The organism is uncultured Duncaniella sp. (assembly GCF_910578445.1).
Lineage (GTDB): Bacteria > Bacteroidota > Bacteroidia > Bacteroidales > Muribaculaceae > Duncaniella.
On record NZ_CAJTQC010000022.1, the window covers coordinates 1 to 26,624 of the forward strand.

Annotated in this window: 27 protein-coding genes, 1 tRNA gene, 1 rRNA gene and 1 pseudogene; 14 read left to right on the top strand and 16 right to left on the bottom strand. The window is 47.7% G+C overall.

Annotation, left to right across the window (positions count from 1 at the left end; all coding sequences use genetic code 11):
* The first annotated feature begins 231 nt into the window (after window positions 1–231).
* The 6 genes from rrf to QZ311_RS09245 all read left to right on the top strand — a co-directional run bounded on the left by rrf (window position 232) and on the right by QZ311_RS09245 (window position 5,332).
* Window positions 232–340 (top strand): 5S ribosomal RNA (gene rrf, locus QZ311_RS09220).
* A 195-nt stretch (window positions 341–535) separates the two neighbouring features.
* On the top strand, window positions 536–1,555 hold the full coding sequence (gene lpxD / locus QZ311_RS09225; protein ID WP_297066967.1) for a UDP-3-O-(3-hydroxymyristoyl)glucosamine N-acyltransferase: 1,020 nt from the start codon (window positions 536–538) through the stop codon (window positions 1,553–1,555).
* Window positions 1,556–1,574: 19 nt separating this feature from the next.
* Entirely contained in the window at window positions 1,575–2,957 is a 1,383-nt protein-coding gene (locus QZ311_RS09230) for a bifunctional UDP-3-O-[3-hydroxymyristoyl] N-acetylglucosamine deacetylase/3-hydroxyacyl-ACP dehydratase (RefSeq protein WP_297066969.1), read from the top strand.
* Window positions 2,958–2,967: 10 nt separating this feature from the next.
* Complete coding sequence (gene lpxA / locus QZ311_RS09235) at window positions 2,968–3,744, top strand: acyl-ACP--UDP-N-acetylglucosamine O-acyltransferase (protein ID WP_297066971.1); 777 nt, start codon at window positions 2,968–2,970, stop codon at window positions 3,742–3,744.
* Window positions 3,745–3,824: 80 nt separating this feature from the next.
* Window positions 3,825–4,805 (top strand): endonuclease, encoded by a 981-nt coding sequence (locus QZ311_RS09240; protein ID WP_297066973.1) that lies wholly within the window; start codon window positions 3,825–3,827, stop codon window positions 4,803–4,805.
* An 8-nt stretch (window positions 4,806–4,813) separates the two neighbouring features.
* A complete protein-coding gene (locus QZ311_RS09245) occupies window positions 4,814–5,332 on the top strand; it encodes a hypothetical protein (protein WP_297066975.1) in 519 nt (172 codons plus the stop codon).
* A 50-nt stretch (window positions 5,333–5,382) separates the two neighbouring features.
* Here QZ311_RS09245 and smpB read toward each other — a convergent pair whose 3' ends face one another.
* The 3 genes from smpB to QZ311_RS12445 all read right to left on the bottom strand — a co-directional run bounded on the left by smpB (window position 5,383) and on the right by QZ311_RS12445 (window position 7,106).
* Window positions 5,383–5,835, bottom strand: a complete 453-nt coding sequence (gene smpB / locus QZ311_RS09250; protein ID WP_297066977.1) for an SsrA-binding protein SmpB — start codon at window positions 5,833–5,835, stop codon at window positions 5,383–5,385.
* 33 nt (window positions 5,836–5,868) lie between these two features.
* Window positions 5,869–6,414 (bottom strand): hypothetical protein, encoded by a 546-nt coding sequence (locus QZ311_RS09255; protein WP_297066979.1) that lies wholly within the window; start codon window positions 6,412–6,414, stop codon window positions 5,869–5,871.
* A gap of 440 nt (window positions 6,415–6,854) precedes the next feature.
* The gene (locus QZ311_RS12445) at window positions 6,855–7,106 is read right to left on the bottom strand and encodes an HNH endonuclease (protein ID WP_366511800.1); all 252 of its coding nucleotides are present in this window, start codon (window positions 7,104–7,106) and stop codon (window positions 6,855–6,857) included.
* 363 nt (window positions 7,107–7,469) lie between these two features.
* Here QZ311_RS12445 and QZ311_RS09265 point away from each other — a divergent pair, with 363 nt between their 5' ends.
* On the top strand, window positions 7,470–7,910 hold the full coding sequence (locus QZ311_RS09265; RefSeq protein ID WP_297066981.1) for a hypothetical protein: 441 nt from the start codon (window positions 7,470–7,472) through the stop codon (window positions 7,908–7,910).
* A gap of 600 nt (window positions 7,911–8,510) precedes the next feature.
* Window positions 8,511–8,987: a hypothetical protein gene (locus tag QZ311_RS09270; RefSeq protein WP_297066983.1), complete on the top strand. Its 477-nt coding sequence runs from the start codon at window positions 8,511–8,513 to the stop codon at window positions 8,985–8,987.
* Window positions 8,988–9,378: 391 nt separating this feature from the next.
* Here the strand turns inward: QZ311_RS09270 and QZ311_RS09275 are convergent.
* Window positions 9,379–10,305: pseudogene (locus QZ311_RS09275) on the bottom strand (IS1595 family transposase).
* Between the two features lie 103 nt (window positions 10,306–10,408).
* Here QZ311_RS09275 and QZ311_RS09280 point away from each other — a divergent pair.
* The 3 genes from QZ311_RS09280 to QZ311_RS09290 all read left to right on the top strand — a co-directional run bounded on the left by QZ311_RS09280 (window position 10,409) and on the right by QZ311_RS09290 (window position 12,375).
* The gene (locus QZ311_RS09280; RefSeq protein ID WP_297066985.1) at window positions 10,409–10,795 is read left to right on the top strand and encodes a hypothetical protein; all 387 of its coding nucleotides are present in this window, start codon (window positions 10,409–10,411) and stop codon (window positions 10,793–10,795) included.
* The gene (locus QZ311_RS09285; RefSeq protein WP_297066987.1) at window positions 10,788–11,219 is read left to right on the top strand and encodes a hypothetical protein; all 432 of its coding nucleotides are present in this window, start codon (window positions 10,788–10,790) and stop codon (window positions 11,217–11,219) included. The genes QZ311_RS09280 and QZ311_RS09285 overlap by 8 nt, the downstream gene beginning before the upstream one ends.
* Before the next feature lie 733 nt (window positions 11,220–11,952).
* On the top strand, window positions 11,953–12,375 hold the full coding sequence (locus QZ311_RS09290) for a DUF3127 domain-containing protein (RefSeq protein WP_123613977.1): 423 nt from the start codon (window positions 11,953–11,955) through the stop codon (window positions 12,373–12,375).
* Window positions 12,376–12,525: 150 nt separating this feature from the next.
* Here QZ311_RS09290 and QZ311_RS09295 read toward each other — a convergent pair whose 3' ends face one another.
* Genes QZ311_RS09295 through QZ311_RS09305 form a run of 3 tightly spaced genes read right to left on the bottom strand, consistent with a single transcriptional unit; the run spans window position 12,526 to window position 14,463 of the window.
* The gene (locus QZ311_RS09295) at window positions 12,526–13,365 is read right to left on the bottom strand and encodes a hypothetical protein (protein ID WP_297066989.1); all 840 of its coding nucleotides are present in this window, start codon (window positions 13,363–13,365) and stop codon (window positions 12,526–12,528) included.
* A gap of 28 nt (window positions 13,366–13,393) precedes the next feature.
* Complete coding sequence (locus QZ311_RS09300) at window positions 13,394–13,963, bottom strand: hypothetical protein (protein ID WP_297066990.1); 570 nt, start codon at window positions 13,961–13,963, stop codon at window positions 13,394–13,396.
* Window positions 13,960–14,463: a sigma-70 family RNA polymerase sigma factor gene (locus tag QZ311_RS09305; RefSeq protein ID WP_297066992.1), complete on the bottom strand. Its 504-nt coding sequence runs from the start codon at window positions 14,461–14,463 to the stop codon at window positions 13,960–13,962. Before QZ311_RS09305 ends, QZ311_RS09300 begins: the two co-directional genes overlap by 4 nt.
* Before the next feature lie 219 nt (window positions 14,464–14,682).
* Between QZ311_RS09305 and QZ311_RS09310 the strand changes: the two genes are divergently transcribed.
* Window positions 14,683–15,990: a hypothetical protein gene (locus QZ311_RS09310; protein ID WP_297066993.1), complete on the top strand. Its 1,308-nt coding sequence runs from the start codon at window positions 14,683–14,685 to the stop codon at window positions 15,988–15,990.
* A gap of 179 nt (window positions 15,991–16,169) precedes the next feature.
* Here the strand turns inward: QZ311_RS09310 and QZ311_RS09315 are convergent, their stop codons facing one another.
* The 4 genes from QZ311_RS09315 to QZ311_RS09330 all read right to left on the bottom strand — a co-directional run bounded on the left by QZ311_RS09315 (window position 16,170) and on the right by QZ311_RS09330 (window position 19,326).
* Window positions 16,170–16,667, bottom strand: coding sequence for a metallophosphoesterase family protein (locus tag QZ311_RS09315; RefSeq protein WP_297066995.1), 498 nt, complete (start codon window positions 16,665–16,667; stop codon window positions 16,170–16,172).
* Entirely contained in the window at window positions 16,667–18,682 is a 2,016-nt protein-coding gene (locus QZ311_RS09320; protein WP_297066997.1) for a hypothetical protein, read from the bottom strand. The genes QZ311_RS09315 and QZ311_RS09320 overlap by 1 nt, the downstream gene beginning before the upstream one ends.
* Before the next feature lie 190 nt (window positions 18,683–18,872).
* Window positions 18,873–19,064, bottom strand: a complete 192-nt coding sequence (gene rpsU / locus QZ311_RS09325) for a 30S ribosomal protein S21 (RefSeq protein WP_297067000.1) — start codon at window positions 19,062–19,064, stop codon at window positions 18,873–18,875.
* A 188-nt stretch (window positions 19,065–19,252) separates the two neighbouring features.
* A tRNA-Met gene (locus tag QZ311_RS09330) sits at window positions 19,253–19,326 on the bottom strand.
* Between the two features lie 711 nt (window positions 19,327–20,037).
* On the opposite strand from QZ311_RS09330, the gene QZ311_RS09335 reads away from it, so the two are divergent.
* Entirely contained in the window at window positions 20,038–20,856 is an 819-nt protein-coding gene (locus QZ311_RS09335) for an XRE family transcriptional regulator (RefSeq protein ID WP_297067001.1), read from the top strand.
* A gap of 7 nt (window positions 20,857–20,863) precedes the next feature.
* Here the strand turns inward: QZ311_RS09335 and QZ311_RS09340 are convergent, their stop codons facing one another.
* The 4 genes from QZ311_RS09340 to QZ311_RS09355 all read right to left on the bottom strand — a co-directional run bounded on the left by QZ311_RS09340 (window position 20,864) and on the right by QZ311_RS09355 (window position 24,408).
* Window positions 20,864–21,421 carry a 4'-phosphopantetheinyl transferase superfamily protein gene (locus QZ311_RS09340; protein ID WP_297067003.1) on the bottom strand — a complete coding sequence of 186 codons (558 nt, stop codon included), beginning with the start codon at window positions 21,419–21,421 and terminating at the stop codon, window positions 20,864–20,866.
* Window positions 21,418–22,017, bottom strand: a complete 600-nt coding sequence (locus QZ311_RS09345; protein WP_297067004.1) for a hypothetical protein — start codon at window positions 22,015–22,017, stop codon at window positions 21,418–21,420. Before QZ311_RS09345 ends, QZ311_RS09340 begins: the two co-directional genes overlap by 4 nt.
* A gap of 26 nt (window positions 22,018–22,043) precedes the next feature.
* Window positions 22,044–23,390: a gliding motility-associated protein GldE gene (gene gldE / locus QZ311_RS09350; protein WP_297067006.1), complete on the bottom strand. Its 1,347-nt coding sequence runs from the start codon at window positions 23,388–23,390 to the stop codon at window positions 22,044–22,046.
* A gap of 142 nt (window positions 23,391–23,532) precedes the next feature.
* Window positions 23,533–24,408, bottom strand: a complete 876-nt coding sequence (locus QZ311_RS09355) for an EamA family transporter (RefSeq protein ID WP_297067008.1) — start codon at window positions 24,406–24,408, stop codon at window positions 23,533–23,535.
* Window positions 24,409–24,822: 414 nt separating this feature from the next.
* Here QZ311_RS09355 and QZ311_RS09360 point away from each other — a divergent pair, with 414 nt between their 5' ends.
* A complete protein-coding gene (locus tag QZ311_RS09360) occupies window positions 24,823–25,305 on the top strand; it encodes a hypothetical protein (RefSeq protein WP_297067009.1) in 483 nt (160 codons plus the stop codon).
* Window positions 25,306–25,553: 248 nt separating this feature from the next.
* Here the strand turns inward: QZ311_RS09360 and QZ311_RS09365 are convergent, their stop codons facing one another.
* Window positions 25,554–26,621 (bottom strand): 4-phosphoerythronate dehydrogenase, encoded by a 1,068-nt coding sequence (locus QZ311_RS09365; protein ID WP_297067010.1) that lies wholly within the window; start codon window positions 26,619–26,621, stop codon window positions 25,554–25,556.
* Window positions 26,622–26,624 lie beyond the last annotated feature (3 nt).

The window sequence follows — 26,624 nt, forward strand, 5'->3', positions numbered from 1 at the left end:
CCGAGCGGTACTAATCGCCCAAACCCTTTCTTGGGAGCAATCCCATCGTAATCCCTGAAAAAGGGACTACAGTTTCAATCGCTGAATCGTACATCCGCTGGCAAACGTAACAAGGCCTCAGGAATCGTCATGCGACTCTAAAAAACTTACCGTTGGTCACCGCTCCGGTCACCTTCGCTTCCACCGCCTCTTTCTAACCTTACACGTCAGGTTGAAACCTGATGAAGACACTAAGGTGGCCATAGCGTGAGGGCTCCACCTCTTCCCATTCCGAACAGAGAAGTTAAACCTCACCACGTCGATGATACTGCGAAAGTGGGAAAGTAGATAACCGCCCCTTCTAACCGACCGAAGCCTGAGATGCAAACGCATCTCGGGCTTCGGCTTTTTTATATCCTCTTTTAAGGTGTCTAATCCGATATTTGGAAGGTTTTGTTTGACGTTCCGTAAATTTATTGTAATTTTGCATGGGAATGACCGCCATCGGCCATCCTAACATTATATTAATCAAGATAATTAAACCTCGTCACATAACATGGAGCTTACTGCGTCACAACTCGCGGCTATAGTCAACGGAACTGTTGAAGGTGATGAAAACGTAAAAGTCAGCACATTTGCGCGAATTGAAGAGGGCCATAGCGGTGCTCTTTCGTTTTTGGCAAACCCCAAATACACTCATCATATCTATTCGACCGAGTCTTCGGTTGTGTTGGTAAAGAATGATTTCACGCCCGAGCAGCCGGTCAAGGCTACTCTTATCCGCGTGGAAGATCCGTATGCCACCGTGGCTCGCCTTCTTGAAATGGTTTCACAGATGTCTAAGGTCGAGAAGGTCGGCATTGAGACACCGTCGTTTATCTCGGAAGGGGTGGATGTCCCTGACGATGCCTACGTCGGGGCTTTTGCATATATCGGCAAGGGTGTGAAGCTCGCACCGGGTGTCAAGATTTATCCACAGGTCTATATTGGTGACGGCTGCGAAATCGGAGAAGGAACTATCCTTTATGCCGGAGTGAAAATCTATGCCGGCTGTAAGGTTGGCAAACGGTGCATAATCCATTCGGGAGCTGTCATCGGCGCTGATGGATTTGGTTTTGCTCCTGTCGACGGTGGATATGAAAAAATCCCCCAGACTGGCAATGTTGAAATCGAGGATGATGTTGAAATCGGTGCGAACACTACAATTGACCGTGCGATGATGGGCGCGACCCGGATTGGCAAGGGTGTGAAACTCGACAATCTTATCCAGATAGCCCATAACTGTTCAGTCGGCGAGCATACGGTGATGGCAGCGCAGGCCGGTGTAGCCGGCTCGGCCAAAATCGGGGCTCACTGCATGGTCGGCGGTCAGGTCGGATTTGTCGGACATATCTCGATTGCCGACGGGACTCAGATCGGTGCTCAGAGCGGAGTCAGCAAGCCTACCAAGCCGGGTGACCGCGTGATGGGTTCGCCTGCGGTTGATATGGGTGAATATGCCCGTGGCCTTGTCTATGCCAAGAAGCTCGGTTCGCTCTACGAGAGAGTCAAGGAGCTTGAGAAAAAGATAAAATAAGAAAATACAACAAATATATATGAATCAGAAGACATTGAACGGCGAGTTTACGCTCACCGGCAAAGGGCTGCATACTGGCCTTGAGATTACAGCGCGTTTTATGCCTGCGCCTGATAACCACGGTTATAAATTCAAGCGTGTCGACCTCGAGGGACAGCCTGTAATTGATGCTCTCGCTGAAAATGTGGTTGCAACCAACCGTGGGACTGTAATCGCGAAAGGCGATGCGCGTGTCTCGACCATTGAGCATGCGATGGCTGCGCTCTATGCCGCAGGTGTCGACAATGTGCTTATCGAGGTCAACGCCCCTGAGATGCCGATTCTCGACGGCAGCGCTCGCTTTTATTGCGAGGAGATTGCACGTGTAGGACTTCAGGACCAGAAAGCCGACAAGGATTTCTTCTATATCAAGTCGAAGATTGAAGTCCGCGACGAGGCTACAGGTTCGTCAATCCTCGTGCTTCCCGACGATGAATTTTCGGCTGACGTGAAGATTGATTTCAACTCAGTGGTGCTCAACAACCAGTTTGCGACACTTGACACGATGGATAATTTCGATTCGGAAATCGGATCGAGCCGTACTTTTGTGTTTGTCCGCGAAATCGAACCGCTCGTCAAGGGTAATCTCATCAAGGGTGGCGACCTCGACAATGCGATTGTCATCTACGACACTCCTATGGAGCAGTCTGAGCTTGACCGCCTCGCCGACCTCATGAATGTGCCCCGCAAGGATGTCAGCGAGTTCGGCTATATCAACGACGCTCCTCTTACCAACGAGAACGAGCCTGCGCGCCATAAGCTCCTTGACCTTATCGGCGATATCGCACTCATCGGCCGTCCGCTCAAGGGTCGTGTGATAGCCACCCGTCCCGGCCATTCGATCAACACAACTTTCGCAAAGAAAATCCGTCGCGAAATCAAGCATCAGGAGGTTCAGGCTCCCATCTACAATCCCAATAAAGAGCCGCTGATGGACAACAACCGTATCCGCGAGCTCATCCCTCACCGCTATCCCTTCCTTCTCGTTGACAAAATCATCGAGAAAGGTACAAATTATATCGTTGGTGTGAAGAACATCACTGTCAACGAGCCATTTTTCCAAGGCCATTTCCCGCAAGAGCCTGTCCTGCCCGGAGTGCTTCAGATTGAGGCAATGGCACAGACCGGCGGTCTGCTCGTGCTCAGCGGACTTGACGAGCCGGAGCGCTACTCGACTTACTTCATGAAGATAGACAACGTGAAATTCCGTCAGAAGGTAGTCCCCGGCGATACTCTCATTTTCCATGTGTCGTTCATGACAGAGCTGCGTCGCGGCTGTGCAATGATGAAGGGCTATGCTTTCGTCGGCGAGAAGATTGTCACCGAGTGTGAGTTCATGGCCCAGATTATCAAGAACAAATAAAATCTTAGCAATGAAACAACCTTTAGCATACGTCCATCCCGCTGCGAAGATTCATCCCAGCGTGGTGATAGATCCGTTTGTGACCATAGAACAGAACGTTGAAATCGGTGAGGGAACACGCATCGGTTCTAACGTGACAATCATGGATGGTGCGCGGATCGGTAAGAATTGTACCATATTTCCCGGCGCTGTGATTTCCGGTCCTCCTCAGGATCTGAAATTCCGTGGCGAGGATTCGGTTGCCATTATCGGCGATAACACTGTCATCCGCGAGTGTGTCACTATCCATCGTGGCACAGCCTCGAAGGGTAAGACAGTCGTTGGCAGCAACTGTCTCATCATGGCCTACTGCCATGTGGCCCACGACTGTGTGGTCGGCGACAATGTGATTATGTCAAACGCCGTTCAGTGTGCCGGCGAGGTCGTCATTGACGATTACGCGGTCATCGGCGGCGGTGCGCTCATCCATCAGTTCTGCCACATCGGTCCGCATGTGATGCTTCAGGGTGGCGCGCTTGTCAACAAGGATATACCTCCATATGTCAAGGCCGGACGCGACCCCATCGCATATGCCGGAGTCAATTCCATCGGCCTGCGCCGTCGCGGTTTCTCCAACGAGACAATACGCGATATTCAGGAAACCTATCGCTACCTCTATCTCTCGGGTCTGAACAATTCGGACGCAGTGGAGCGTATCGAGGCTGAACTGCCCGCAACAAAGGAGCGCGACGAAATCATTCTCTTCGTCCGCAACTCCAAGCGTGGCATCGTCAGAGGCTACGTATAAGCAGTCGATGCTGACCGGCTTGTCGTCTTCACTCGACGGCCGAAACAAATCTCTCTACCTCACTCAAAATCCGGATCACGATGAGACGTTTTGTCTCCATGATAATCATATCGGGCGCTTCGGCCATCACCTTTGCGGTGGCCGGAGTGCCCTTTAATGGTAAAAAGGGGGAGGCATTGTTGCAGGGAGTGGCCTCGTCGAGCCGTCCCGCTTCAGTGGTCTCAAAACAGGCGCTGAACTTCGTGATGACAGATGAATTCACCGGCACGACTGTTGAAATCAATGCCGGAGTGCTCCCCGACGGATATGAATGGGGCTGTCTGATTCCGGCTGAATGGTGGTCAAATTCGTGGTCGGTGTTTGGCACGGCTGTGAGTGGCGACATATACAACATTGTCCCTCTGTGCGCCGACGTGAGGACTCACCGTCGTGACCTTGCCCCGGTCGGGAATGTCGGAAAACCGACATTTTCCAACGGATTGTGGAGCGCAGGCCTGACCGAGCTTTACGGAGTTGAGACCGAAGCCTATGCTCCTCCACAGGCTTTGCGTGGCGAACTCGCAAGAGCTTGCATGTATATGGCCGTTGTCTACCATGTGGCGGCGTGGACTGAGCGTGCTTATATGATAATGGACGGATATGCCTATCCGGGGCTTACGGACTATGCTATACCGCTGCTTCTCGATTGGCATAGGGACAATCCTCCCTCCGCCCATGAAATAGCGAAAAATGAGCGCGGAGAGCGTCTTCAGGGCAATCGTAATCCATTTGTCGACTATCCGGAACTTGCCGAGTATCTTTGGGGCAGCCATCGGGGAGAACAGTTCGTGGTCGACGGCGAGCCGATGCCCTTGCGTGCGGTCTATGGTCTTACCGATGCGCGTATCGACCTGTTTTCGCCGGAAATCCCTTCGGATGCTGTGTGGACGGTCAATGGAATTACCGTCTCGTCTGATTTCCTTGTCCCGTCAGAGCTTGGAGTCGGAATGCATAAGTTTGCCTACACGTCGGCTTCGACTGGTGAGCGCGGTATGGTGATGATTAAAGTGGAGCGGAAATGAGGCGGAGAATGGAAATTTTTAGACTCGTGCTTGCCAAGTGGCTGCCTGTGGTGGCTGTCAGTGTAATTATGTTTCTATCGCAGGGATGTGAACGTGGTTCTGACGCTCCGCGTCGGGAGCAAGGGCCGAATGGAAACGGCGGAAAGGAGGAGGTGAAACCGCCGACCTCTTCGGGTGGAGAGCGTCCCGGGCCTTCTGATAAGGACTTTGATTTTTCGGCTGAACTGGCCGACGGAGTTGTGCGTTATGACGGTCGTGGAGTGACACTGCGGTTTGACCGGGCCGGTGTGTTGGTGAAAATCCACGCTGACGGAGCGCGTGAACTGATTGACCTTGACGGGCAGACAAAGGTGAGGTTCGTAGCCGGAAAAATGAGGCAGGATTCGCTGTTTGACGGCTCAAGACTGACTGTCGATGGCTGTGACATCGGTCTGAAAAGCGTGAGGATGAAAAAACAGACCGCCGAAGCGGTCTGGTATCATGCGGTTGACGGCGACGAGCGCAGCCATATTCTTGTATTGCCGTAGTCCGAACGGCGTTTTGCGACACTTATGCGGCCACGGTGACGGCCGATGGATTATTTCTGCATCATGCGTGCCATTGTTACCTTGTCTTCGCGTTCCTTGATTGACTGTCGCTTGTCGTATTCCTTTTTACCACGAGCGATACCGATGACAAGTTTTGCAAGTCCGCGGTCGTTGATGAACAGGCGGAGCGGGATGATTGTGAAGCCGGTTTCCTTACCGTTTTTTTCAAGTTTTGCGATTTCTTTTTTGTTAAGCAGCAGTTTGCGGTCGCGTCGGGCGACGTGGTTGTTGTAAGTGCCGTAGAAATATTCGGCTATATACATGTTTTTTACCCATACCTCACCCTTGTCGACATAGCAGAATGTGTCGGCGAGCGAAGCTTTGCCCTGACGGATAGATTTGATTTCTGTTCCGGTGAGCACTATGCCTGCGGTGAAAGTGTCGCTGATGGCATAGTCATATGTGGCGCGTTTGTTTTTTATATTTATATCTTTTGAAATCATAAAGCGGTGTGTGTTGGAGGGATTAAGCCTGTCTTATCCTATAACAAGTGAAAACAGGAAATAGAAAATGTAAAGAGGCATGAGCACGCCGAGAATGGCGATAATCATGAACAATCCGGTGCGGTCTTTGCGTACTTCCATGTATCGGCATCCTTTCCATTGGATAAGCGCCACATAGAAGGGGAGGAAAAAGAGCATCTCTTTTGTCACGGGCAGCACATTGATTATGAGCGAAATCAATGCGAGGAGGCCGAGAGTGTAGAGCACAAACGTGCTGCTTCGTGTTTCGTTATAGCGTTTTTCAAGAGTCGGTTCAACGAAAAGCGACAGAGCGAAGACTCCGAAGAAATATGACACGAAATAAACCAGAAAGCTCATAATCATGCGCATGAACAGCACGATGAACTCCTCATGGTGGTAGGCAGCCTGCATGAATACACTGACAGATGTGAGCGCAATGAGCGGATAGTAACCCTTGACGGCAATGTCGCGCGAAGGAATATCGGCTTTGTCAATGTCCTCCCAGCCGTTTCCGGGTGAAAGAATCAATTGGAAAAGATGTTTGAGATAGCGCTTCATAATCCGTAGGGTTGTATATAGTTGAGTCCGTTTTTTATCGTAGTTGCATTATGCCACACCTGCCTGTCGATGGTCCGCTGTGCGGAATGGCGGTGAATTTTTTGCAAAATTACACAGAATCTGCGAAAATCACCATATTTTGAGTGATGGAAATTTTCCACACATCGCAGCGAAGCACAGATGTCTGTATGAATAAAAAGAGGACCGATAATTGTCGCTTTACAGCTTAGCCTGACTTCGTTGCTGTAAAATTGAATAAATTCTGGCGAGTTTATACGAGAATACCCTAAATGAGTGGCGCAACAATAAAACCGTCCAAACGAGCGTTATAACTTTACAAAGTTAATAAAGCCACGGACGTAGTGCAATCGTCCGTGGCTCTTGTTAGACCTCAAAAAATCATGTTGCAGCACGATTTTTGAGTTGGAACATTTGGACAATTAATATCTATTGCCCTTTGAAGAGTTTGCTCTGCTGTTCATAGGCTGTAGATTGTTCAAATGGTCTGTCCCGCCAAGTGATTGGGGTTTGGAATGGTCAACATTCCACCCCATTTCGCTTGTCTTACCATAAGAGTGTCTATACATGGTGTTTCCATATATATCCCTTCTATATAAGTCGGGATTTTTACCTCTGATGGTCTGACCTTTATCCCAAATCTGAGCCAATCTTTCTTCTGAAAAATTACTCATTCCTTAGAAATGTCTATTGGTTCAACATGTTAATTTCCCTTTTATACTGGAGTTGAAGCTCCACCACGTTCAGTTGCTGCGAAGTTGATAAGCCAGCCTTCATCCCGAAGGTATCAGCGAGAAGGAGTGCCTATGCACTATAATATCACATCGCAATTTCCGTGCCAATGTCATTATGGCAGAGAAAACTGTTATTAACAAAGAATATGATTATTTAAAACATGACATCTTGTCAGTTAATGTATGTTACTATCTGACATAGTACAAAGATAGGTCGATTATATTGCCCGAACAATAGTCTAATTGATTTATTAATACAAAGTTAATAAAATCACTTATATAATATTTATGAAAGAGTGGCCTATGACAACAATAGAAAATAATCGAAGATTTATAATAGATTCCGAAGAGGATTCTGACGGAGGACTAATAATAAAAGTCACCACTGAAAAGAACTACATCCCTCAATTCTCTGAAGCCTTTTATTCCATAGAACATCTTCATCCGTTAAAATTTATAAGGGATGAAGAGATAGAGACCGAGAACCCGAATAAATCGGCTTCTATCGGCCTTCTAAGAAATATTATCGAGGTTATTAGAAAAGGAATGAAAACTGATAGCCAAATATACTCTCAAAAGGAGTTGGACGATAAATTTGAAATTATGGATAGAAGCATCATTCGTGCGTTTGAAAGGGTGAGTGGTATTAAGTTTGACCACACGAGATTTAAAACACTGATTGCTTTCCAAAGATATTTTCAGTCGTTGTTGAAAGATGAAAACAGAAAGGAGGGGTGGATATGAACAATGTATTAGATGTCCACTCAAGGGTAGAACTGATTAAGTTTTTACAAAGTATTATAACAGAAAATGAAATCTCCGATTTAGCAGATAAAATTTTATCATATCCCTCGGGAACAAATTTTATCTTTGTTTGCCGTCAATTTGACCAGAATTTAGGTCATAGGCAACAAGTAGTTCGTGTTTTCCACAATTAGGGCAAATGAATTTATGACTTCATGACATCCACCTTTAGAGGATACATAAGATGTATTCCTACATCTCAGACATTGAACTTTAATTTGTTATGACATTTTATATACTTCTTGAAATTCAAACACAAAGTTACAAAAATTCTGCGTAACTTTGTGCTGTCTAAGAGAAGACAATGTTTAAAATAAAGAAAATGCCTTACTTCTTGTAAAATCGCCAATTTAACAGAGAATACACGAGGCACGGTGACAGCTCATATAACGTGGGCTGCCTATCCGTGCGTGTGTTCAGGTGTTTGGCGATACCTACAAGAGTGCAAGGATAGACAGCCCGCTTTCTTATTATATTAACACTGTTAATGTTTAACTCTCCATTTGGCTGTTAGTGGGGAACTCTTGTAAAATTCGTCCTATGAAAAAAGTAATGTTTATTTTGATAGCAGTTATTTGTTATCTAAATGGTTGTGGACAATCAAATGTAATTATTCCTTTAGGGAACAGCGTATTATCGAAAAATAGCTTTTCTTTTGCGGAACGAGCTTTTAGTGCAAATCATATGACGTTAAGTCTGCAATCTCCTACTCGTGGATCTTTTTTAGAGGGCCAAGGGGATTTTTCATTAATGGCAACAGTAGACGCCTCCAACAATGGTACAATAAAAGAAGTCTCTTTTTTATGTGGAGCAATGTATTGGATGGGACTTGAAGAAGAATTATCAAAGATAGATTATAAGCTAATTAAATCCGGCAAAACAACTCTAGGAAATGGAGCATCTGTCCCTCAGAAGATATACTCAAATGGCGTTAAGAGATGTTATGTTAGGACTTTAGATAATTCTATGCTTCAGATACTATTTAAACGTCAAGTAACTCAATCGAAAAAGAAATAGTAGGGATAAGTATAAAAGCAATCTCCGATGTCATCACGGATGTCGGAGATTTTATTTTCTCATACTATTAGATTACCTTTGTAATCTAATAACAATTAGCTTAAACAGTATGAGAAACTACATATTTACAAAATATATCACTGGAGTAGAACTCCATTATATTTGCGAAAATTATGACCCTTTTAGCAAAGATTACGATGAAAAATGTATCGGATGGAACACTAATGGTCGGCCTTATGCTATAATCCAACGTACTTATTACTAAACTTTGGGACGTTTTTCCTCTAATAATTCAGAGATAGCTTTATCAAAATCTACTGGTTTTCCTCTTGGCTTTTTCAATTCTTCTATAGGTTGATCTATTCTCTATCTTTCTTATTGCTTTTGGATTTCATATTCCAGCTATTTGGTTTTGGGTTATACGGATGTTAGTATTTACGATTGCCAGATCAAAACGGTCTTTATTAGAAACGTTGCGAGTATTGTAGCGGAAAACTAAATTCATCGAAATACCGCTGCATATACTTTCGCCCGATATGATTATATATTACATTAACAACACGCTTGCAGAAATTCCCCCAAAATCCTTCAATAGAATTGGTATAAGCGTCACCGACAACATATTGACCTTTGCCGTGGTCAACCATTTTCGTAGGATAAAGTTTACGAACCACGTCATATCCACACCACTCATCAGTAAAGAGAGTTGCTGTTCGTTTTATCGCTTTTAGAATAGGAGCGGTGATTTAGCCGAAGTGTCTTTTACCACCTTGCAAATCACGTTTCCGCCACGATTAAGCATCCCAAGTACGGGGACCTTATCTTTGAAACTCCGTCCCTGACTATTCTTGACTTTCTTATTGGCATGACGATTTTTATTCTTTCCGCCACCGAATGTTTCGTCAAATTTTATCTCACCGTCTAATTTCTTCAGGTGTACATTGTTGAATGTTCTTCGAACTTTATAGAGAAGGAACCACGCGGTTTTCACAGTCACAGAAATATTCTTTGCTAATTGTGTGGCGGAGATAGCTTTCTTATGATTGCAAATTAAGTAGATAGCCATGAACCATTTACGCAGTGGTAGGTTTGTCCCTTCAAATATTGTACTTCCACGCACATTAAAATTCTTCCCCGTATTTTTACACAGATAGTTACCATCTCCTCGATTATATATCTTGGATGTTGGGTCATACAGCGATACTACTCCGTTCTTCCAACGTTTACTTTCGAGATAGGCGATACATGACGCCTCCGTTGGAAACGCTTCAAATAAGTCATACCGCAAGTTAAATGTTCCAAAGTTTAGATTTTTCATAAGCCAACCTGTTTGGGTTGGGCTTATTAACTTTGGTAACAAAAAATTCTTTGTCAGAATGTGTAAAAATAGCTATATTTGCAAAAGAAAAACGAAGTTTCAAATGCTCACACAATTTAAGCAATATCTTGGGACAAAGGGTATAACTCCTACAAAGGAAGTTGAGGAACAAATAACATTCCTCTTAGATGGGTTGTACTATCTATTTGTTTATGAATCTTCTGACCAAAATTACTTTAGGATAATCTTACCAAACATCTTCAAAATCAAAGATGATACTGTCAAATATGACTCTTTAATAAATAGTATCAATCAGAGATATAAGGTTGCAAAAGCGACTCTTACTAAAGATGGTATGGTGTGGATTTCAGCTGAACAGTACGTATATTCTCGTGAAGGAATAGAGTATTTATTTGAACGATGTATTGCCGCATTAAGAGGAGTGGTAGAATTTATTAAGGAACAACAAAGCAAATTAAGCCATGACTAAATCGCCTCATTTTTGGTGGTTAATAAGTCTGTTAGGCTTAACCATCATTACCCTTGTCGCATTTATCATCACCAAGCGAATATTGGATAGCGAAAAGCTACTGGATTATATTGCCGTATGTTCCACGCTATTGTCTATAACGCTATCAATATTTGCCATACAGTATACTTATAACTCTAATAACGAAATTCATCAGCAGTTTGAAAAAATCAATTCGGCGGCAGAAATTATAAAAGATACATCAAAAAGTTTATCCGATACTAATGCTCTTCTTAATGATAATTTAAGCCAAATTCTTGAAAGTCTTGAAAATGTGGGTCAATCCCAACAGAATATTGCACAACAGATTGAAAACCTTACTAATCAAGGGGTAAGCACTGATGTTAATAATACTTTACCCAATCCATCTACTCAACAAAGTTAATATTAACGCTCTTGGTTGTTAAATATTCTAAACGACAAAGTTTATAAATAAAGCACCTGCAATCAGGGAACAAGTCAATTAGGCTTTCTTATAGTACATCGGAATGACAAGTCTGCCTTGTTCATCGCGCTCTAAACGGGAGAATATGAATATCTCATCTTTTGAGCTTTCCATATCAATCGTTTTTAGTGGACATTTAGAGTGTGCGATTTGTTATTTTGAAAGCTCTATGAAATGAAGATGATTGCAAGCGCTTTATTTATATAACGTCGGATAAATATATTGTAAGAAAATCAAAATGTTAAATATTCTGAACTATGGGGTATTCTCGTATAAACTCGCCTAAATTCTAATTTCCTAATACCCAAGTGTTGATAAGTTTGTTGAAAAGTGTGGGGTGGTTTTGTTGGAGAGTCGGGGATTTTTGATTACTTTTGTGGTCAGCCTTTTGATTTTTGCAACAACAAGCATGAATTTCAGCTACTGTATATCTGACTGATATTGTCAGCCGAATTCATACTATCAGTCAGTTTTTTACCATCAGACTGATTCGCCATAAGCATTGTAGCAATGTCGGATTTACAGTGTTTTTTCTGATGGTGCAGTTGCTGTCAGCGTTTTTGGCAGCAGTGGCATATGATAGCTTGGTTCATGTAGCGGCAGACGTGGGTCGGATGTTGCGAATCTCAGGGCGAATATTGTTGAATAAATTAAGAAAACTCAATATCCAAACATGGAAGTAACAGGAAAAATCATCGTGGCGCTCCCCGAAGTGGGCGGCACTTCCCAGAAGGGAAACGCGTGGAAGAAACGCGAATATGTGCTTGAGACACAGGAAACATATCCCCGCAAGGTATTCTTCAATTTCTTTGGTGACCGCGTGGACCAGTATCCTCTTCAGGTTGGTCAGCTTGTGAAGATCAGCTTTGATATCGACAGCCGTGAGTATAACGGCCGCTGGTATGTTGAAGTGCGTGCATGGAAGGCTGAGGATGCCACTGCGATGGCAGCTGCTCCGCAGCCTGCTGCTTATGGCGCTCCCACAGCCTACGGACCTGCACAGAATATGCCGCAGGGCTATGCTGCTCCTTCGGCTGCACCTGTCCCTCCGATGCCTGACCTTACTCCGTCGGCTACTGACGATCTTCCCTTCTGATATTTCCTATGACGAAGGGGAGCAACAGTAGACTGACTCTTCAGTGATAAAAAACTCAAGCCTGCCGACTCGCTTAAATTATGCTGGTCGGCAGGCTTTCTTTTATGAAACCGGGTTGTATTGTGGAAAACGTGTTCTGTTGATGCTGGTTCAGAGCTCGTAGGTGGTTGTCGTGGTGGTTGTATGCCCGTTGGACGAAGTGTATATACGAGTGTTGGTCTTTGAAGTCTTTGAGCCGGATTTGGATTTGCGTTGCTTTTTCTGTTTTTTGAGTTTCTCAAGATTTTTCAGTGAGTCGAGATCGCTGAGGCTTTGCAGGGATTTTAGACTTTCGAGAGTCTCAAGCTTTTCGAGTCCCTCAAGCTTTTCCAGGATATATTCCGAATCATACAGCTCCTGAATGTCGTTGAGACAGCCGTTGTTGATGACGATGGTGTTTCCGTCAGGGCCGGTGTAGATGGTTGTGTTGCCATCGGTGTGGGCATAGTCGGATATTGACGGATTAATGCCATAGATTTCAAGCAGGTCGTCATCGATACCGATTATGTCGGTGCGGGCTTTGCTGCTTTTTGATTTAGATGATTTCGAAGAGGATTTTGCAGTGCCTTTCTTTACAGAGAGCATCCATTTTGACGAACCGCGCTGCAGCAGAGTGTATTTTGAGAAAGACCCCTTGGAGTCCTGAAATGAAATCGAGTAGACCATGCTGTTTGAATGGCGGTTTGACATCTCGTAGGCGCAGGCTTTGGAGCGTTCCTTGCGCATGGCTTCGATGATTTTGTCGGCAAGCTTGTTGTCGGTGAATTCGAAAAGATAGCTTGCGCTCTCGATTTCTTTGGTGGAGGGGTTACGGCGTTCGGAATAGACTTCGTTTGTGACGCTTTTGGCGTTTTCAAGCGCTTTCATGGCCGAATCGATTGATTGCTGCGCAAACAGGCCGAAGGGAGAAAGGAGAAGGAGTGTGACGGCGATATGGCGGATATGGTTCATGATTTATATATTTTATTTTTCATTCTCTTTATCTGTATTCGAGTGTGGAGAGGATGAGGTCTTTGACCATCGGGTCGGAGAGATCCTCGTTGGAGAGAACGGCGTCGTCAAAAGCGGAGTCGGCTGTCTGAAGTGTCATGTCAATTTCACCGAGACTTTCGTTGACAAGCTGCTGTGTCCGCATTATTTCGGGGACTACTATGCGGAGGTCGGTGATTTTCTTCCCGTCGCGTATGATATAGCTGCCTTTATATGCAAGATATTCTTCGGGAATAGAAGGAGAGTGGAAGATAAAACCGACCGAAAGCAGTAGGGTCACCATTGCAGCGATGCCCGTCCATTGCCATGGGCGTAGTTGCAAGAGTCTTACGCGCGAGACAGAGGATGGCGCTTCATTGGCAGCCTCTGCGTTGGACTCATGGCTCTGTCCGAGCGAGGCATACCAGTTGAACATCGGCTGATACTGCTTCAGGTCGGCAGGGATGTCGGTCAGCCGGAAAAAGTCGTAGAGCTCCTTTTCCTCTGCCACCGAAGTCTCGCCGTCGAGAAAGCGGGCAATGGTTGTTCGGATGTGTTGGTGGTCGGTTGGCTGTGTCATGATTGATGCTGCATGAAGATTTCTTTAATACTTTGGCGTGCCCTTGAGAGAGCCACTCGGATTGAACCGGGTGTCGAACCTGTGATTTTAGCGATATCGGCTATTTCGAGCCCTTCGATGTGCCTCATCCTGATTACGGTCTGCTGCACGGAGGGGAGGGAGGCTATGATGCCGAACACATCGCTGCAATCCTCGGATTCAATCATACTTTCCTCGGGCGATGGGACTGAATGGCCGGTGTCGATGTCGTCGAGGCCTACAGAGAGTGACGATGATTCGCGGAGCAGGTCAATGGCACGGTGGCGTGCGATGACCATTGCAAGCGAGTCGACGCTGCGGTATTCGTCGAGTTTTTCCCGGATGGTCCACAGTCTCAGGAGGGTGTCCTGAGCCACATCATCGGCGAGGTCTGCGTCGGCTGATGCCGACATGGAGAGGACCATGCTGACAATGCGCTTCCTCAGCGGAGGAGCCATGCGTTCAAACTCGGTACGGTTCATTATCTATTCCGTCGTGGTGGGGAAGTTGACATCGGTAATGATGTCCGTTTGTTATATAGACGGAAAAAGCGGTGGAACGTTACATCGTTTTGTAGGTAATTTTGATGTTTTGTTGAAAAAATAGTGTCAGATACGTGAACACATATCATTTATAAATGTTATAAAAAGTGAAATTCATCACTTATACCCACCCATTAACAAAACTAACATTCACACGTTATGAAAACCATCAAAACTATTTTAGTTCTGGTTCTCTCGCTGACGGCGTCTGTCACGGCTTTTGCCACAAGCCCTGTGGAGGAGCGGCACGAGGCGCTTGTCAACGATCACAAGATTGTGTTTTTCGGAGGTGGCCAAGATCCCGAGACCGATTCGATACGCAATCTGATAGAGAATTTCTATTATGACCAGTTCCGCAGTTTCCAAGATCCGGAAGCTCCCTATTTCCTTTTCATGAGCCGTGATTCGCAGTTGGCGATGGGTATCGGAGGTCTTGTCAGGATGAGGGGCTATTTCGACTGGGGAGGCACGACCGGCACTCCGGGTTTCTCTCCTTATTTCATCCCTGTGAAGCGTGACGAGCTTAACCGACAGCGTTTCGGGACGAGCCCCGCCGGCACGTCGCTGTTTTTCCGCGTCATAGGCCGCAATAAGCGTCTTGGCAACTATCAGCTCTATATAGAGGCTAATTTCAACGGCTATCAGACACGCGATTTCCACTTGAAAAAGGCTTATGCCACAGTGAATGACTGGACTATCGGATATGCCTCCTCGACATTCGGCGACGGGGCTGCCGTCCCTCCGACTATCGACGCGAGCGGTCCGACAATGAAAATGGACGGAACGAATGTGCTCGTGCGCTATATGCACCATTTCAAAAAGAGCGGGATGTATGTCGCCGCTTCGGTCGAGACTCCCGACATGAACATACAGGACGACGGCACGACTACGGCGGCCAGAAGTCTCTTTGTCCCTAATATCGCTGCTATGGTGCAGTATGAATGGGCCACCGGGCAGCATGTACGCCTTTCGGCTATAACCCGCTTTCTCCCTTACCGGGATCTCATCAGCGGCCGTAATCATCAGGAGGTGGGCTACGGAGTGCAGCTTAGCACCGTGTTCCGTCCGGTAGATCCACTGACGGTCTATGGAACAGTCAACGGTGGTAAGTCCTATTCCAATTTCGGGGGTGATTTCCTGCTTGGGAAATATGACCTCGTGGCCGATCCTGCCGAGCCGGGCAGGCTCAAGACCGTCCCCGGATGGGGATATTTCGTCGGCCTGCAATATAATTTCAGTCCGCAGCTATTCATGTCGGCCACTTTCGGTCAGGGACGCTATCTTCCGTCGTTCACCGTCGACGGCACTGACTATAAGTATGGTCTCTACGGGGCGGTCAATCTGTTTTGGGACTTAACACCGCGCATCCGTTTCGGCGGTGAGTTCAATTTCGGCAAACGTCAGGATTTCAACGGAGAGAACGGATGGGGACGCCGTGCAGGGCTGCTCGCTCAGTTCTCGTTCTAAAGACATGTAGACAACAAGACATATTGAAGCGGTCGTTGCTGGCATCAGTTTCCGTTTCACCCAATAGAAAAGCATCCGCCGGGAAAGCAGAGCCGGGAGTCCCCCGCTGCAATGGCCCGGCGGATGTGATTTTTTTAAGGATGTCTGAACGGTTTCTTAGAGGGTGTCTGAACACCCTCTTATTGTTTGCCAAGTTCGATGACTTCGAGGCTGCTTACGTTTCCGCTGTCGACAGTGAGACGGATCAGAGTGCGGACTTTCTGCCATCCGTGATAGCCGGCCGCACCGGGATTGATGTGGAGGAGTCCGAGCTGGCGGTCGGGCATGACCTTTAATATATGAGAGTGACCGCAGACCATGATATTGATACGGTTGGTGGCGAGGAAGTCTCTGACTCCGGGAGCATATTTGCCGGGATAGCCTGCGATGTGTGTAAGCCATATCCTCAGGCCCTCGACTTCGAAGATTTCTGATTCGCAGCATCTGCGGCACACGTCGCCGTGGTCGATGTTGCCACGTACGGCACGCACCACAGGCGCTGTGTCCTCAAGCCGCCGGATAATGTCGATGTCGCCGACATCGCCGGCGTGCCAGATTTCGTCGCAGTCCTTGAAATGGACAGCATAGCGGTCGTCCCAGCATGAATGGGTGTCGGAAAGTATGCCTATTTTTTTCATCAGCGTTTTACGAGTGTGATTCTGTTGAATAGGATTGTTCCTTGGATGTAGGTCAGCGCGAGTTTGTTGACTCCGGCATTGAGATGGACTTCAGCTGTTGTCGACGGATAGACCGAAATCCAGTCGAGCGCCCTGCGTGGAGGAAAGATGAGGGTGGCCGCATAGCGGTCGTTGACATCGAGTGTGCGGAGCGCGCAGCGGTCAGTTCCGTTGCTGTAGCCGATTGTGATGAGATAGTCGCCCTCGTCGGGGACATTGGCGTAGCATGTGATGCGTGTGTTGTGGCGTGCGGCCAGCTCGATGTAGTTTGTCGCCGTGGCCGGATCTTTGATGAAGTGGCGCGGCGGACGGCGCGGTGTGATTGACGAAGCCGGGATGGTGATGAGGTTGGAGGGTGGAATGTAGACATGGGGCTTCGCGGTGTAGCCTGCGCAGTCGGCCGAGGGCATCGGCACTATGTCGGTTACGGTGAGTCCTGACTGGCAGATACTGTAATGGTCGGAGGAGATTGCCTCTTCCATGACACCGTTGATATACACTCCATAGCGTGACTGGCGGTCGAAGTTCGTAATCGTGAAGTCGAATGGTGACGACCATTTGACAACCGGGAGAGGCGGAATCGTTTTTGAGGCTTCGACTTTGAGAGGCTTGCAATTCAGGTCGTTGCCCGAGAGTGTTATGGTCACTGTGTGGTGTCCGCTGAGGTCAGGGCTGACCGAGCGGTCGTCGATGCTGATTGAGTCGAGTTTGAATGAAGCCACACGGTCACCAGTCCCGAGAATGTTGACATCGAGTGTGGAGTTGCGGTAGCGTAGTCCTTCAATTCGTTTTTCGCCTGTGAATGCTGCGGGGACCATCGGGCTGAATGTCATCCCGGAGGGGGAAACCGAAATACCGAACATGCCTTTTAAGACTGTCGCAGGCCACAGGACCGGAGTCGGAGATGTGACTGAAAGATTCCACAGCGAAGCCGAGGCAAGGGTGAAGACGAGTGGATTGCGGACTTTGGCAGCCGAGACGGCAAACAATGCCTGAATGCCGGGTGACAGAGGGGCATTCGACCGTAGAGCCGGGACGGTGGTCGGGATTCCACACGGAGTGTAGGGAAGCGAAGCCACAATGGCTTCCGACATTTCAGGGGTGGCTATGTCGGTGAGTATGGCAAGGGCGTTGGTCTCGTTGTCGGACACAGGTGAGACTATCGGATAGAAAGAGCCGTAAAGATACTGGCTGTAGCGCTGTAAGTCGGGAAACCAGAGGCGGTCATTGATGAGGTTGCGCAGCCGGGTGGCCTCGGTCTGCAGTTCGCGTTCGGCATAGAGCCGCAGTTCGGCGGCCATCATCGAGGCGACGGCGAGGCTGTTTGCGCGTGTGATGTTGACCGACGTGGCGATGGTCTCGAAGCGTGCCATCTCGTCCATCCATTCGGGATAGAATGACGCCGGGTCGGTGACACCGCGAGGCGTTCCGCACATGAATCCGGGCTGTTGTGAACGATTGAGCTTCCTTTGGCGTGCGAGCATCTTGCCAAGCAGGTCGTAGGCCTCTTTCAGCCACTGTTTCGAGCCGGTGGTGCAGTATGTCTCCCATGCGGCGAGTGCCCAGTATGGAGTAAGAGTGGAGTAGGGAAAATCCTCGTTTGCGGGGACAGGTCTATTGGCTATCTCGCGCAAGGCTTTGATTGACTCTTCGGGGCGGAGGATTCCGAGTGAGAGATAGATTTCCAAAGGTGTGAATGCCGGGGTCTCGCTCATGGCTTTGGTGAATAGAGCGTCGGCCATCATCTGTGAGGAAGTGTAGGCCGGGGTGACTTTTGTGGAGTCGGGCAGCCGCCATGCGCCTGTTATTTCTGTGGGCGAAATGGCAGTGTATATTTTTCCGCTGCGGACAATGCTGTCGGTGTAGACTTCATATTCATTGCAGGTGTGGATGCTTTCTTTCTCCACGGAGTCGTGACCGCATCCTGTCGCAAGGATGAGGATGATTGTCATGAATATGTGGGTCAGGCAACGCATTTTCGCAGTTTGTAGGTTAAGGCAGTGGTAGTCCGGTTGGAGTATTAGTTTATAACAATAGCGATGGGGATTGGCTGATGCCAATCCTCATCGCCATGATAGCGTTTATGTGTTTATCAAATAAATTCGGGTGATGTTTCCGGAGTGGATTCTGCCTCCTTTCGATTGATTTGAAAAATCGGGTTCAGGATTAATCTTCGTTAGCGCGGAGCTGCTGAACGTAGACAGCCTTCATCATTTTCTTGCGGTTGGTCACAGAGGGCTTCTGGAAAGCCTGACGTGAACGGAGCTCGCGAACGATGCCGGTTTTTTCAAATTTACGCTTGAATTTCTTCAGTGCCTTCTCGATGTTTTCACCTTCTTTTACTTGTACGATAATCATTGTGGTTTCTTGATTATAGGTTTTAAATTAATAATATGTTGTTAATCTGGCTTTTCGGACTCGTGTCGATGGCATTGGAACGCCTGTTTCGATACATTCATCCAAATTGCGGGGCAAAATTACAAATTCTTTTCGTAATTTCAAAGAAAAATCGGTCATACTCGCGTGAATATGACCGATTTTGTTTGTAGCGAGACCGAGAATTGAACTCGGGACCTCCGGGTTATGAATCCGACGCTCTAACCAACTGAGCTATCTCGCCATAAAATCCCTCAATGAGATTCTTTTGCTTTTGCGAGGGCAAAGGTAGGAACTTTTTCTGAAACTGCAAAATTTTTTCAGGAAAAGTTTTTAACATTGTTTTCTAAGTTTGTTATTTCATTAAGATGGATGGGGATTATTTAATTTTACAGCGATGAGATTTGACATTGCCTGAATGGTAAAGCGATGTCCTGCCGGACATCTTTTGGATTATAACCCTATCTTCCCCCGCACATCTTCGCTTCGCTATGATGTACGGGGTTATTAGTAATCGGATGTCCTGCGGACATCGTTGCAATGTTTCTATAGATGGACGTGCATTTTTGGAAAACATGCAATCACAGAAGGTGTGGTGTGTCAAGCAAAAAACGACAGAAGACACAGTGTGCCAAGTAAAAAGATGTCCGATAGGACATCCGATTACTAATAACCCCGTACATCATAGCGAAGCGAAGATGTGCGGGGGAGGAAGAATAAGTTAAATGCGGATGTCCGATAGGACATTGATTTACCATAATCCTAAGAATCTGCCGATTGAATTTTATCTTAAATCCAATTGTTAAAATATCCTCTTAGTTTATAGTTGTCCGGCTGGTGAGGATGATGATTTGAATAAAAGTTTAAGCTAATTTAACTTGACAAAATTACCATAGTATTGTATATTTGTTGGTGATAGTACAATTGTTTAATCCTTGACTTAATTCACTATACTATGCTTGACTCTGATACAATGAATGGATACTTTGCCGATGAGATGTCATCGGGTGGCGGACTTTGTGGAGATGTGGGAAGTTCCGTGGACGATGTTTTGGCTGCTGAGTCGGTGGGCGGTGATGCAGCTCAGGCGTCGCAGATGGATTCAGAAGCGATAATAGAGCGCGTGCGTTATCTGATGGGGCTGAAACGATTGTCGCAGAGACGCCTTGCTGCATTGCTGAGGATCGATGCCTCCAACCTGTCAAAAGTGCTCAACGGAAGGTTGCCTTTTTCCGAGGGGCTTGTCAACCGCATAGTGGCCGATCTGGGGGTGTCTAAGCCGTGGCTTCGCGATGGAAGCGGACTGCCTTTTGACAAACAGCCGATAGCGAGGGAGATTCGTCCCGACTGTGTGGGGCTTGAGCAGAAATCTCTTAATGCAACGCCTGTCTACGACCTTGACGTTACCGCCGGATGCAGGAGTCTTGACGCGTTGTTTGGCGAAATACGTCCGGTCGGGGCTATCGACATTCCGGGGATTCCTCCCGGCTGCCATATATTAAAGGTGAGGGGCGACAGCATGATGCCGCGCATAGTCAACGGTGGATATGTGGCGATACGTAAGATTGTCGATATGCGCAATATTTTCTGGGGGCAGATCTATGTGGTCGACCTCCCGGAATTCCGCATGGTCAAGTATCTGCGCCGTCATCCCGATCCGTCGATGGTGATACTTCATAGCGATAATCCTGCTTATGACGACATGGATGTGGCGCGCGACGACATCCGCTCGCTATACGTAGTGGAGGCCATTATTAACTATGAAATTAATTAAAGGTGGGTCAGCCGTAGATTGCCATGCAGAGTATTTCTCCGTTGCAGAACCGGTGATATGAGAGGCTGTAGACTCCTGTCGGTATTTCGGCGTGGCTGAAATCATCCGCCACACGGATTTCTTTCAGCCCGAGACCGGGAGTTCGTGCGGCTTTATAGACAGCTTCTTTAGCGGTCCATTTTTTCAGCAGGTAGTCGAGTTGGCCGTCTTCGTCGAGTCGGCCGAGCACTGAGTATTCGTCGTCGGTAAGAAATTTAGTGGCCACGCGTCTGAGTTGCATGCGCGGGCGCTCGATGTCTATGCCTATGCTCCGGCATCCGTCTCCGGCGATTGCGAGCGCACATGTCGAATCGGAGTGTGATATTGATATGGGAATGTAGGGATGGGTATCGACATAGGGTGCTCCATCCGTGTGATGCGCAATCCGCGAGCTGTCTCCAAATACCTCTGCGACGAGTGTCCGGGCTGCATCGCGTTCGCGTTGACGCTTGTCGTCGCCATGCTGCGGTTCAGGCAGAGGGATTAGCATGATTTTGCAGTCCTGAAGATTTAAGCTCGTCGTCATTGCGTGTGGATATGCTTTAGTGTGTGGATGAGGTCGCGGTTCACAGCGTCGACTATAGGACTGACGGAATCGGGATTGGTTGAAGGCGGAAAGTTGAAATAGAGTGAGCCGGAAATCACATTTCGTCCGTCGTGGGCGAGAATCTGTAGCGGTGTCGTGACCGAACTGCGTGTCAGGGCGAGCATGCACTGCCAGCCTCCGTCTGAAGTCAGTTCCGTAAGCTCTGTCACAGCCCCGCCGCTGTTAAGCTCCATGCGTTCACGGCGGTTGTCGAGTATCTCAGTGAGATTTTCAGAAGACGTAGCTTGCAGAAGTGTGAGATATAGACGCGTGTTGTGGAATGTCGGGTAGGAAATGTCTATCCATACGCCTCCGTCCTTTTCGCGCGATGTGACTGTGGCTTCGCTGTTGAGCGGAAAGCTTACTTTGTTGAACTGATGGACTGTATATTCTTCCGGTGGAGTCCCGATGCGCGGCCATGCGTCGGGTTTCGGCACGGGCGCATTTGAGCGGTCGCCGTTTGTACACGCGACCGTCGCTGCGAGGACCACACATGCAGTCACTGCCGGAAACAAGATTCTGATGAGGCCGGGCATAGTTTTTCAGGTCTGTGTTCTGTCGGTCAGACGGTCTGAGAGGGAGTCATCTGGTCGGGCTGAACCTCTGACATGACCTTGACACGCACGTTGACGATGCGGTGCTGATGGATTGACAGGACGAGGAAACGGCATCGGCCATAGACGATCGACTCTTTTTCTTTCGGGAAGTCACCCTTGATTGCAAGGAGCATACCTGCAAGAGTCTCGCAGTCTTCGGTGACGGACGCATAGTCGTCTTCGTCAAGGTCTGTAACACGGAAGAAGTCGTTGAGCAGGGTCTTGCCTTCGAATATATAGGTGTCGTCGGGGAGACGGCGATAGTTTTTCTCTTCCACGTCATATTCGTCGTCGATGTCACCGACGATTTCCTCAAGCACGTCTTCAAGGGTCACAATGCCTTGTGTGCCTCCGAATTCGTCGACAACGATTGCGAGATGCACACGGCGTGAGCGGAAATCTTCAAGCAGGTCGTCAATCATGCGCGACTCGGGAACGAAATACGGTTCGCGCATCAGTTTCTGCCACTCGAATCCCTCTTTGGTCCGGCCGATGTAGGGGAGGAGGTCACGCGAATAAAGAACCCCCTTGATGTTGTCCATCGAATTCTCATAGACCGGCAGGCGTGCGAAACCGCTCTCGATCACCACCTTCATGACCTCAGCGAAATCGTCGTCGACATCAAGACCGGTTACGTCGACACGCGGTGTCATCACTTCTGAAGCGGTGGTGTCGCCGAATTTAAGGATTCCCTCAAGCATGTCTTTGTTGTCGCCGTCGCTCACCTGAGCTATTTCGAGAGCCTGCGAGAGATCGTCGGCTGTAACCGCGGTGTTCTCCTTGGTCACGACTTTTTTCACTATGCCGCTGCTTTTGACGAGCACCGATGAAAGAGGATAGAACAGCTTCACACCACCCTCAAGCACTGGTGCGGCCATCCGTGCCCATGCCATGTTGTTGGAGTTGGCATATAGTTTCGGAAGGATTTCGCCGAAAAGCAGGATAAGGAAAGTCAGCAACACCGTCTGGAGAATGAAACTCCACACAGCGCTCATCCCTGAAAATATCGGGCCGAGTGCGAAGTTACACAACACGACTATAGTCACGTTGACCAGATTGTTGATTATAAGAATCGTAGCGAGCAACCTCTCGGGGATGCGCAACAGACGTAGTACGCGCTCACCCGATGAAGATTCTTCGAGTTCATCGCACTGGACGGGTGTAAGCGAGAAAAAAGAAATTTCACTGCCTGAGACAAAGCCGGAAATGACAAGGGCTATTATTGCCAGAGAGAGTGATACAATCTGAGCCGTCGACATGGCCGGGATGCTCAGCAGGGGATTGTTGATGATGTCAAGTAAAAAACTTGCCACCTGTTCAGTGGCCGGGAAAGGGTCAGAGTCCAAGACTAAAAATATAAGTTATACAAATTCCTCAGACACGGTCGTGCCCTCGGCGTTATCGCTGCAAAGATAGTAATTTTTTAGTGATTGGCATTGCAAAGACGTAGTTTTTTCATCCGCAGCGTTCGGCGATGAAGACTCCGCCGATGATGGCGGCTGCGCCGATGAAGGTGAATATGGTCAGTGGCTCGCCGAGGAAGATGGCCGAGGCGATTATGGTGACGAGGGGGTTAACGTAGATATAGTTGGATGCCTTGTCTGCACCGAGGGCTTTGACCGAGACGTTCCACATCATGTAGCAGAGCATCGAGGCCATGATGCCGAGAAACATTATGTTTGACCACACGGCGCTCCGTCCGAGCAGTGTGAGTTCTGCCGGAGTGGTGGATAAGATGAAAAGTGGCAAGACGGAGACGACACCATAGAAAAATACTTTGCGCGAGATGAAAAATGTGTCGTATGTGCGGCTGAGTTTTCTGACAATGATACTGTAGATAGCCCACAGGATTGCTGCGACAATGGTCAGAAAGTCGCCGAGTGGGCTGATTTTAAATTCCAGATTTCCGTTTATTATCACGACGGCGACACCAACGAGTGCTATTAGCGACCCGCCGAGCAGACTTTTGCGCAACGGTGTTTTCCAGATGATGCGGTCGAGGATGATGGTGAAGATGGGTGCTGTGCAGATGAGCAGCGACACATTTGAGGCGAATGTTATGCCGAGCGCCGTGTTTTCGGTGAGGAAATAGAGCGAACCGCCCGACAGACCTCCGAGTGCAAGGTAGATTTCATCTTTCAGGCTGTTGGCCCACAGACGGCGCATGAGTGGCAGCATGCACACATAGGCAAGAGTGAAACGGTAGACGAATATCTGGAGCGGTGTAAGCCCTTGTCCGATTAGTACTTTGGTCGATACAAATGTGACACCCCACACGATGACCGAAATTGAAGCAAATAGATGGGGGATGAAATTGCTGCTGCGTTTCATGAACTGGATGCTTTTTTGACATTGCAAAGTTACATAATAATGGCTGATTGCCGGTCGGAATATTGTGGAATAATAAAAAGCACCTCATGACTGTCGGGGTTGTAAAGCTGTCGTGGATAGTCATCGGCCTGTTCCGAAACATTATAAACATACCGGTGGTTTTGTATGTTTCTTAAACAAAGAAAATAGTAAGAAGTTCTAACACAAAAGTTTGCGACTATGGAGAAAAAGTCGTAACTTTACGACAATTAATCAAGCAAACATTAAAACTAACAGCTATGACTCGAACCATCACTATTAACAAACCATCTCAAAGGATGATTCAAGTCTTTGATTCCCTGAGAGAAAAAAAACGTCAGCAGATTGAAAAGCTGACGAAGAAAAAAGAGTGTGTCTTTACAGTAAAAGTGTAATATGGACATATCTTTTGATATACATAACGATAAGGGCGATCAGGTAAGGGTCGCCCTTTCGTATTATGATACTGAAAGCCTGCAAGTGTTCACTGATGATCCCCTCACACTGACGCTTGTTTTTTATGATGTAACGTTAGTCCGTATTTCGGGAGAAGATATCGTGGGTATGAAGACACTGAATGCGATATGCGATGTGCTACTCAGATTTATGAATGACAATGATACCGCCGTGCTGTGTTTTTATTGCGATGATTTGACTGATGTTGCTCGCCGTCATACAGAACTTACGCCTCAAGAATATAGAAGCAGATTGTTTTCAAGAATGTTCGATATGTACGTCAAAGCCAATAATGTTACCGGTATAGCGAACTATGGGATTAAAATTGAAGTTGACGACACTCCTCGCTTTGCACATTTCATAGCTCCGGAAAAGTATTTGCCTGCTGTAAAGTTATTGGGAGACATCATAATGGAGAAATGATATATTGTATCCCGGCATGGGATTTGATTTCTAAACAGTAATACTGTCAATGAATTCACTCTGTATTCATCTTGACAAGAAACGGCCTCTGATAAAGAGGCCGTTTTGTTAGATGGTTTCACCATGACACGTGAGATAAGAAAACTTCGTCGAGCCCTTCGTCATGACCCTGCGTTGTCGATAGTGAATCAACGTGGGTTCGGGTATATGCTTACGGTCAGAAACACGCTGTAAGGGAATGCGATTTCCTATGCCTGACGTGGTTCGGGGCGGAGGGGATAGTTGTTGCGGAGCGATTCAAATGTGGATGGGATGAGGTCGGCGGGGACATTCTTCAGTCGTGCAGTGTCAGCGTCGATATCATAGTCAAGCGCATCAGGGTTTACGAATTCGGGAACGCTCTGTGCGAACGGTAGACTTGATTTAAGTTCCTCGGAAGTTATATCCATTTCATAGTGGTTTCTGAGATGGATGGCGAGGGCATCGAGCACCATTGATGTGGCGCGTATCTTTCCTTCCTCGGAATATCCGGCGATGTGTGGGGTGGCGATGTCGGCCATCGCAAGCAGCTCCATGTCAATGTCGGGTTCGCCTTCCCAGCAGTCGATGGCAAGTGCGGAAATGAGGCCGTCGGTGAATGCCTGTTTCATGGCAACCGTATCGGTGACCGGGCCACGCGCGCTGTTGATGAGCAATGGCCTGCGCTTGAGCTTTCCGAGAAAGTCTTTGCCGACGAGATGGAAGGTCGGATATTTTCCGCCGGTCGTCAAAGGAGTGTGTATCGTTATCACATCACATTTTTCAGCAATCTCGTCGAGCGAAACATAGCTGTTGTCTTGGTCGCCACGTTCTTCTTTCGGAGGGTCGTTGAGCAACACTTTCATTCCTGTCGCGCGCGCCCAACGGCCGACAAGTGACCCGACGTTGCCTACTCCGATTATGCCAAGAGTCTTGTCGGCGAATGTTTCGCCGGGTTTGAGATTGCGAGCGATGGCAGCAAGGACATACTGGCCGACGGCAGGGGCGTTGCATCCCGGAGCGTTGGCTACCGTTATTCCTTTCGCACGGCAATAGTCAAGGTCGATATGGTCAGTGCCTATAGTGGCTGTCCCGATGAAGGTGCAAGGCGAGGCATCGAGCAGGTCGGAGTTACATTTTGTCCGTGTGCGAGTCAGGAGTATATCGGCATCGCGCATCACTTCATGAGTAATGGCATCGCCCGGCAGATAGACGGCTTGGCCTATCGTGGCGAGTGCGTCTTTGATAAAGGGGATGTTGCGGTCGGCAACAATCCGGAGTGTGTTTGGATTCTTCATATT